Genomic DNA, 8012 nt, shown 5'->3' with positions numbered 1-8012 from the left:
CCCGGCAAGGTCGCGTTCGACGACGGTGCCCGCGTCACCTACTGGATCCCGGCCTCCGGCCTCGCCCTGCGCTTCATCATGTCGTCCTGACCGACCCCGACCCCGACCGGAACGGAGGGGAGGGTCGCCGCGTTGGTGCGGCGACCCTCCCCTGCCCTATGGGTGTGGCGGCGGTCAGTTGCCGTGGTGGTGGCCTCGGCGACCCCAGGACTCGGTGTCGATGACGTCGCCGCGGTTGTCGCGGAGGGTGGCGGTGTCGCGCTCGTCCCAGACCTGGTGGCGGCGGCCCTGGTAGACGTCGTGGGCGGTGTCGCGGCCGTGGCCGGTGTGGACCCTGACGCTGGACTTGCCGTCGAGGCGGAAGCCGTTGAACCGGTAGCGGTTGCCCTCCTTGTCGGTGAGGGTGAAGCCGCGCAGGTCGACGGAGTGGCGGCCGGTGTTCTTCACTTCGACCCATTCGCGGTTCAGAGCGCGGTTGTCGTGTCCGCGGCCGGCCGCCTGGACGTCACCGATGACGATGGAAGAGTGGGAGCCGCGGTGGTCGTGCCGGTGATCGTCGGCGGCTGCCGGCACCGCCGCGGCACCGATCAGGGCGCCGGCGGCGAGGAGACCGGCGAGAGCGCGGCGGGTGGCGTTTGCGGGGGAAGCGGACATGCGGATGACTCCTTCAACGGTCAGCCCGGTCCGACCTGGTGCGGGCCGGACGGGCTCCGAACGGTCCCGGCGTCCTGCCGAGGAGCCACACCCTGACCCCGAACCACCCCTGAAGACGCCGAAAACGGCCGGTGTTGCCCAATGCGGACATTTCCGTAACCCTCTCTTGCAGTGGGCACGGGTCAAGACTGCGTTGACCCTCTGGCGGGGGAGGTCCCCTCGCGGCCCAGGGGGGCCACGGGCCGGAGCGTCAGGCCGCACCGGCCCCGCGGTTCATCGTTGGTTAAAGCGGCTGCGCCAAGCGGGTTCATCGCCGTGTAACAGCCGCCGGCGTGTTGCGGAGGCGTGGGACCCGGGTCACCGGTCAGAGTGCAATTCGTTGCGGCCACACGTGTTAGGCGAGGCCGGGGACCGGGAGTTCTCTAGCGTGTCCCGGGAACGATCCCGGCAGGCCTGTGCCCGGATCCTGGTCCTACGGAGGAACCCTTGACCGCGTCCCTTGTCGAGCTCACCGGCGACTACGTCCTCGACCCCACCCACACCCGGATCGGGTTCGTGGCCCGTCACGCCATGGTGACCAAGGTGCGCGGTGCCTTCCACCAGTTCGAGGGCACCGCCCATCTGGACGGCGCCGACCCGGCCAAGTCCACCGGCCAGGTGGTCATCAAGACCGAGAGCATCGACACCGGCGTCGAACAGCGCGACCAGCACCTGCGCACGAACGACTTCCTCGACGCCCCCAACTTCCCCGACATCACCTTCCGCACCACCACGGTCGAGCAGAAGTCCGACACCGACTACCGGGTCACCGGAGACCTCACCATCAAGGAGACCACCAAGCCGGTCACCATCGACTTCGAGTACACCGGCAACGCCGTCGACCCGTACGGCAACCTGCGCGTGGGTCTGGAGGGTTCGGTGACCGTCTCCCGCAAGGAGTTCGGCATCACCTGGAACGCGGCCCTGGAAGGCGGCGGTGTCCTGGTCGGAGACAAGATCGTCCTGGAGTTCGACATCTCCGCGATCAAGCAGGGCTAGGGCCTGTCTCTTGGATCAGGCCGGATCAGGAGCCCCGCGAGCCCGGCATGATCCGAAAGACAGGCCCCAGCGGTGGCGGCCCCCTTCAGTCCCGGCCGCCGCCCCGGGAGTCCAGGGCGGTGATCACCGCGCCGCTGCGCAGTGTCGCGGTCAGGGCGGCCGGAGGAGCGGTGGCCGGCGGGGCCGGGAGGGTGAGGCTGCGGCCGGGCGTACGGGAGTGCAGGGATCCCGTGGCATTGATCTCCGCCACCTCCCGGCTGCCCGCGGCCAGTTGGTAGGCGCGGCCGGACGGGGCGCGCCAGACCGTCGTCGCGAGGAGGTGCTGCCCGAAGCGTCCGCAGGCGGCGGTGGAGCCGGCCCGGGCCACGGGCAGCGAGGCGCCCGCGGGCGGCCGGAGGCGGATCTGGACGTCGCCCTGCCCGGTCCAGTGGGTGGCGCGGGTACAGGACCAGACGGCCCGGCCGGGGGTCTCGGGGAGTTCCGTGACGGCGAAGTCCCACAGGTTGACCGCCCGGACCGCCCGCCCGTCGACCGCGTCCAGCGCGCAGGCCTCCTGGGCCCAGCGGGCCAGGGCCGCGGGCCCAGTGGCCTCGCGGGGCTGGCGGGCCGGCGGTGCGTCGGCGCCCTCCGCGGGCGGGGTGTAGGTCAGGTGGACGGGGAGCAGCCCGCCGCGGTCGGCGAGGAGGAAGGCGTGCTTCTCCACGATGCGCGGCGAGGAGGCGACCTCCAGGACCGGGCGCGGTCCGCAGCCCCCACCCCCCGCACCGCCGCCCGCGTCGGCGTCCGGCCCCTGCCGGTCGGCGTCCTCGCGCGGGAACTCGGTCGTGACCGTCCCGTCGGGGCCGATCGTCAGGGGCCGGGCGGCGGTGGCGGGGGCGGCGAGGTCCCGTACCCCGGCGGTGGCGATCCACGGCGCGAGGAGCCGACGGGCCGTGCCCCCGTCCCGGCTCAGGGTGACGGAGGCCGCCGTCGTGACGTTGGCGTCGTCGGTCCGGGCGATGTCCAGGCTCCGGCGGCCGCCCTGCTCGGTGTAGCGCACCACCCGGTCGGCGTCGCGGAACACGACCACGGCAGTCCCCGGCCGGGGATCGCCCGCGAACAGCAACTGCGGCGGGTGCCCCGGCGGTTCCGCCGAGGCCGAGGGGGCGACGGTGACGGCCGTACCGTAGGGCGGCGCGGCCCAGGTGCCCAGGGCCCGCGCGAGCAGTGACCGGTCCCCGGTGCGGGTGCCGCGGGCGGGCCAGGCGGTGAAGTCCACCCGGCCGGTGTCGGCCCAGGCCTGCGCGGGAATCCGGACCAGGCGCGCGGGATCGAGTACGGCGCGGGCGGCGGGGGCTCCGGCGTAGGCGACGGCGGGCCCGGAGTCCGGCCCGGCGACGGTGGCCCGGGTCAGCCCGGCGGCCAGCAGCAGGACGGCGGCGACGCCCCAGGCGGCGCGGATGCGGGTGCGGCGCAGCAGCAGGTCGGTGGGACGGGTGTGGACGTCCGCCGGATGCGAGATCGTTTCTCTGTCGGGCCGGGCGCCCGCGTCGGCTCCCACGCCCCCGGATGAGCCCTCCTCCGGCCCCGCCGCGGCCCCCGGTCCGGCACCGGACGCGAGGGCCGCCCGTACCTCGCCGCCCGGATCACCGGCTCCGGCTTCCGCGAGCACTTCCGCCGCGGTGTCCTCGTCCAGTCCGTCGTACCGGCACAGCACGTGCGCCGCCCGGGCGTACGGGGACAGCCCCGCGAGTCCGCGCGCCGCCTCGTCGAGCCCCTCGGCGGTGGGCCACATCCGCAGTCCCCACACCCACGGCGGGAACGGCCCGCGCCGCCGCCCGGCCGCGCGCCGCACCACCTCGGCCCGTACGGCCGCCAGTGGATCCCCGCCCTGCCGTGCCCGCCGCCCCGCGGCCCGCAGGGAGTGCTGGACGGCACGGTGAGCGCGCAGCAGCCGCGTGTGCCGGTCGAGGTCCGGCGGCAGCACCAGATAGGCCAGACGCAGCAGTTGGGGGTAGCGCTCGACGATGATCGCCTCAGCCTGGCGCAGCCCGTCTCCGGAGCCTTGACGTTGTCCCACGCTGCGGACAACGAAGCAATCATCATTTGGTCACATCCCCGGGGGGGGGCGCGGGCGGATGCCTGATCCTTGGGGCATGCGTGCCGCCCGCCTGATCCGCATGGCCCTTCTCGTCCAGTCGAGCCCCGGCCTGACCGCCGCCGCCCTCGCCCGGGAGTTGGGCGTGTCCGAGCGCACCGTGATCCGCGACGCCCAGGCGCTCCAGGAGGCGGGGGTACCGGTCCGGTCCGAGCGCGGACGCACGGGCGGCTACCGTCTGGCGCCCGGCCACCGGACGCGGCTGACCTCCCTCCACCCCAGCGAGGCGGAGACGCTCTACCTCTCCGGTCTGCCCGAGGCGCTGCGCGACCTCGGGCTGTCGGGGCCGGCGGACACGGCCCGGCTGAAGCTGTCGGCCACCCTGCTCCCCTCGCTGCGGGCGGCGGCCGAGTCGTCGGTGCGCCGGTTCCACCTCGACGCCCCGGCCTGGTTCCGCGAGCCGTCGGCGCCGGAGCTGCTGCCTGAGCTGGCCCGTGCCGTGTGGTCCGACCGCACGGTCGAGCTGGAGTACGCGCGGCCCGGTCGGCACGGCGCGGCGCCGCGCGGGGTGAGCCGGCTGCTGGAACCGTACGGCCTCGTCCTGAAGGCGGGGGTGTGGTACGTCGTGGGCCGTGTCCCGGAGGGGAGGCCCGGCCGGGCCGGCGCCTGGCGTACCTATCGCGTCGACCGGGTCACGGCGCTGTCCCCGGCCCCCGGCGCCGCCGAACCCTTCGTCCGCGAGCCGTCGTTCGACCTGGCCGCGTACTGGCAGGAGCACGCCGCCGGGTTCGCCCGGGCGCTGCTGCGCGCGACCGCCACGGTACGTCTGACGGAGGCGGGTCTGCGGCGCCTGCCCACCGTGGCGGATCCGGCGGGCGTGGACGAGGCACTGGCGTCCGCGACCGTCCCGGACACGGCCGGGCGCGTCACGCTCGACCTGCCGGTGGAGTCGGAGGAGGTCGCCTTCGCCCAGCTGGCCGGGCTGGGCGCGGACGTGGAGGTGCTGGGACCGCCGGGCCTGCGCGCCCGCTTCCGCGAGAACGCGCAGGCACTCGCCGCCCTGTACGGCGCGGAGCCGGAGGATCAGCGGTAGTCGTCGGGCGCGGCGTCCTTGCCGCCGTACACGACGTCCTCGAAGTACGCCCAGGCGTCCGGCCGGCTGCCGTCCACGTCCCGTACGCCGTAGACCTTGGCGAGCTCGCCGCTGGAGGTGGACTTGCCGTTCCAGCGGGCGGCCCGGTCCGGGTCGGCCGCGAGGGCGGCGACCGCGCGGGCGAGGTAGTGCGGCGACTCGGCGATGGCGAAGGCCGGCTCCTGGGCGATGGCTTCGCGCCAGTTGTCCTCCGTCACGCCGAAGTGGGTGAGCATCTGCTCCGAGCGCAGGAAGCCCGGGGTCACGGCGATCGCGGTGCCCCCGTATTCCTCCAGCTCCTGTCCCAGACCGAAGGCGATCCGGATCGGGGCGTTCTTCGCGAGATCGTAGTAGAGGTTCTCGCGGTAGCGACGGTTGGAGCGCGCGGTGCCGTCGGTCACCTCCACGTGCAGCGGCGCGTCCGAGCGGACCAGGAGCGGGAGGGCGAGCGCGGCGGTGATCACGTGCGAGCGCACCCCGAGTTCCAGGACGCGCAGTCCGTCGGCGAGCGGGGTCTCCCAACTCTTCTTGCCGAAGACGGAGCCGGCGATGAGGTGCTCGCCGCCCCAGAGGTCGTTGACGAGGATGTCGAGCCGTGCGTGGTCGCGTTCGATCCTGTCCACGAGGGTCCGTACCCGGTCCTCGTCCAGGTGGTCGGTGGGCACGGCGATGCCGGTGCCTCCGGCGGCCGTGACCAGCTCGGCGGTCTCCTCGATGGTCTCCGTGGCCCGGCCGACCTCGCTGACGTGCTCGCGGGTGGTGCGGCCGGTGACGTAGACCGTGGCGCCGGCCCGGCCGAGTTCGACGGCGAGGGCGCGTCCGGCGCCGCGGGTGGCCCCTGCCACGAGGGCGATCCGGCCGGCGAGCGGGTGGTTCGGGTCGGGGTGCTGGGTGTCGGTGTCCTGGTTCATGTCACCACCGTGCACGCCAAAGGTGACAGATTCCGTCACCTTTTCTCGCGACTTTCCGAGTGGCTCTCCGTGCGGCATGCCGTGCGGCGGAGAGCGGTGCCCGGGCGGAGAGGGCGGGGAGAGTCGTCGCCGGGGCCCACCAACTGCCAGAAGTGCTCCGGCAGGCTGCCCAGCCACCGGGCGCGCGCGTCGGCGATCTCCCGCAGCCTCGCCTCGGGGCTGCCGGCCATGACGTGGCCCATGTAGAGCTCGGTGGTCTGCGTGTACTCCTGGCGCAGCAGGCGCAGCACGTGTTCCACCCGCCGCTCGTCGAGCTCGGCCAGTTCTGCGAGCGGCACGACCTGGTTCTTCCAACGCTCCTCGACGGCCTGTGCCAACAGTCGGATGAGTTCCGCGCTCCGACCGATGAACTCCCGCAGGTGTTCGGGAGTCATGGCCAACGCGCGTGCCAGGGCTCGGATCCGGCGTTCGTCGCCGTGCCGGAGGTGTTCGGGGTCCGCCGCGGCGTACGCGTGGAGTTCCATGCCGATGCGGTGGGCCAACCGTTCGCGGGTCGGCCGCCCCGCCGGGCGGCGCGCGAGATGGGTCCCGGGGCGTACGGACATCAGTACGGGGGTCGGGCACCACAGGACGTCGGCGAGGGCGAAGAGCTCGGCCTCCGACGGCACTCTCGCGCCCTGCTCCCAAGCCTTCACCCGGTGTGGCCGTAGATGGACTCCCAACCTGGCCATTTCGGCCGCGACTTGTTCTCGGGTGATCCCCATCCGCAGCCGCGCTGCGCGGGCTTCGACGGGAGAGAAGGGGAGCGTGGACACGTGGGTCACCTCGGTGGGGCTTCGCGGAGCCGTTGGGGCTCGGGGAGTGGCGGTCTGGTCGACTCCGTTTGGCGGAAGGCGGTGTGGCACGGCCCTCCTCGGCCTGTGTGAGGCCGGGCGATCGCTGTCAGCGAGCGCCGCGCGGTCAACGTGCTTGCGGTCGAGCCGCTGGGGGTGAGGCGAGGAGCCGCTCCGGGGGAGCGGATCGACCGCGCCCCTTCGCGACGTGCCGGAGCGCGACGGCGAAGCGATGGGCCGCGACGTGTCGAGACGCGAGGTGTCGGGACGTCGTGGGTTCCGGAAACGCTCTCCGGCTGTGCATTCTCGGCCTTCCAGTCACCTGTCGGTGGCTTCGGGCCCGGGAGCGTACACCGGGCTGCGAGAGGAGCGCGGTGGCGTTGGGACGACCCTGGCGGGCGACGGTTTCGTCGTCCACCTGACGGAGCCTGCGAGAACAGGACCCGCCCCATGATTTCCACGATTCGAAAGTGAGATTCCGTGCGTGGCGCACCCAAACCTAGAAAGAGCCGGCTGGTTCGTCAATAGCCTTCGGCCGGATCGGGGGAACTGTGTGCGCTCCGGCTGCTGCCACCGGAGCGTCGTCCGGAGTGGAAGTCGGGCCCCGAATCGAGAGGTTCTCCCACCGTGCGCAGTTGCCGCCACAGGTGCAGGTCGATGTGCGCGAGGAAGTCCGCCGCCTGCGCCTCGGCCGCGGCGGCGGTACGGGGCGATGCGCCGACGTCTGCTTCGAGTCGGTGGTAGGTCAGGTGAAGTCGCTCCAGCGCCTCGCGGACCACCACCGCCTCGACGGGCAGGATGCCCGCGATGGCGGTGACGTGGTTGGGCCACCAGCCGTTCACCGCCTCCGTGAGCAAGGTCCTCAGCTGCCGGGACGTGCCGCAGGCGGCCACGAAGCAGGCCGGCGGCGGGTTCAGCACCCGGAGCAGGGCGTCGGTCTGCGCGGCCGTCCCCCGCCAGCGGTTGCGGCGTTCGGCGTCCTCCCAGCGGACTCGCGTGATTCCCAGCGCGCTCGCGGTCCGGCTGATCGACAGCCCGACGACAGTGCGGCACTGCGCGAGCGTCGCAGGTTCCCCCACCAGGTCGACGGGTGAGCACCACAGCGCGGCGGCCAGTGCTCTGACCTCGCTGTCGGCGGGTACGGCCGTGCCGGCCTCCCAGGCTTCCAGGCGTGCGGGGGGAAAGGTCCTGCCCTGGTAGGCGGTGATGGCGTGGGCCGCCTGGCCGACCGTCATTCCGAGCAGGTCGCGGGTCGCTCTTGCGCGGGCCGGTTCGAACGGGGGCAGTGCGGATGGATCCTCGGCGTAGGACATAGCGGCACACCGTAGGGACGGGGCGCGATTTCGCCAAGGCGTCGGATCCGCGAC

Annotated in this window: 7 protein-coding genes; 2 read left to right on the top strand and 5 right to left on the bottom strand. The window is 73.4% G+C overall.

Annotated features, from left to right (window positions below; translation table 11 throughout):
* Positions 1–174: 174 nt before the first annotated feature.
* Positions 175–654: a lamin tail domain-containing protein gene (locus ACFYYJ_RS17990; protein WP_385130042.1), complete on the bottom strand. Its 480-nt coding sequence runs from the start codon at positions 652–654 to the stop codon at positions 175–177.
* Positions 655–1140: 486 nt separating this feature from the next.
* On the opposite strand from ACFYYJ_RS17990, the gene ACFYYJ_RS17985 reads away from it, so the two are divergent.
* Positions 1141–1692, top strand: coding sequence for a YceI family protein (locus tag ACFYYJ_RS17985; RefSeq protein ID WP_389133498.1), 552 nt, complete (start codon positions 1141–1143; stop codon positions 1690–1692).
* An 85-nt stretch (positions 1693–1777) separates the two neighbouring features.
* Here ACFYYJ_RS17985 and ACFYYJ_RS17980 read toward each other — a convergent pair whose 3' ends face one another.
* A complete protein-coding gene (locus ACFYYJ_RS17980) occupies positions 1778–3751 on the bottom strand; it encodes a hypothetical protein (protein WP_389133495.1) in 1974 nt (657 codons plus the stop codon).
* A 76-nt stretch (positions 3752–3827) separates the two neighbouring features.
* Between ACFYYJ_RS17980 and ACFYYJ_RS17975 the strand changes: the two genes are divergently transcribed.
* On the top strand, positions 3828–4862 hold the full coding sequence (locus ACFYYJ_RS17975; protein ID WP_389133493.1) for a helix-turn-helix transcriptional regulator: 1035 nt from the start codon (positions 3828–3830) through the stop codon (positions 4860–4862).
* Here ACFYYJ_RS17975 and ACFYYJ_RS17970 read toward each other — a convergent pair.
* The 3 genes from ACFYYJ_RS17970 to ACFYYJ_RS17960 all read right to left on the bottom strand — a co-directional run bounded on the left by ACFYYJ_RS17970 (position 4853) and on the right by ACFYYJ_RS17960 (position 7958).
* Complete coding sequence (locus tag ACFYYJ_RS17970; RefSeq protein ID WP_389133491.1) at positions 4853–5812, bottom strand: SDR family oxidoreductase; 960 nt, start codon at positions 5810–5812, stop codon at positions 4853–4855. The genes ACFYYJ_RS17975 and ACFYYJ_RS17970 overlap by 10 nt on opposite strands.
* A gap of 35 nt (positions 5813–5847) precedes the next feature.
* Positions 5848–6480, bottom strand: a complete 633-nt coding sequence (locus tag ACFYYJ_RS17965) for a transcriptional regulator (RefSeq protein ID WP_389133487.1) — start codon at positions 6478–6480, stop codon at positions 5848–5850.
* 686 nt (positions 6481–7166) lie between these two features.
* Complete coding sequence (locus tag ACFYYJ_RS17960) at positions 7167–7958, bottom strand: helix-turn-helix domain-containing protein (protein WP_389133486.1); 792 nt, start codon at positions 7956–7958, stop codon at positions 7167–7169.
* Between the last annotated feature and the right edge of the window lie 54 nt (positions 7959–8012).

The sequence above is a fragment of the Streptomyces sp. NPDC002467 genome, assembly GCF_042889825.1.
GTDB lineage: Bacteria > Actinomycetota > Actinomycetes > Streptomycetales > Streptomycetaceae > Streptomyces.
Note: the sequence above shows the minus strand (reverse complement) of the source record. Positions and strands in the feature narration are given on the sequence as shown.

Excerpts from the sequence above, each read along its gene's own strand:
- ACFYYJ_RS17960 (WP_389133486.1), bottom strand. The coding sequence starts at position 7,958 with ATGTCCTACGCCGAGGATCCATCCGCACTGCCCCCGTTCGAACCGGCC.
- ACFYYJ_RS17970 (WP_389133491.1), bottom strand. The coding sequence starts at position 5,812 with ATGAACCAGGACACCGACACCCAGCACCCCGACCCGAACCACCCGCTC.
- ACFYYJ_RS17990 (WP_385130042.1), bottom strand. The coding sequence starts at position 654 with ATGTCCGCTTCCCCCGCAAACGCCACCCGCCGCGCTCTCGCCGGTCTC.
- ACFYYJ_RS17975 (WP_389133493.1), top strand. The coding sequence starts at position 3,828 with ATGCGTGCCGCCCGCCTGATCCGCATGGCCCTTCTCGTCCAGTCGAGC.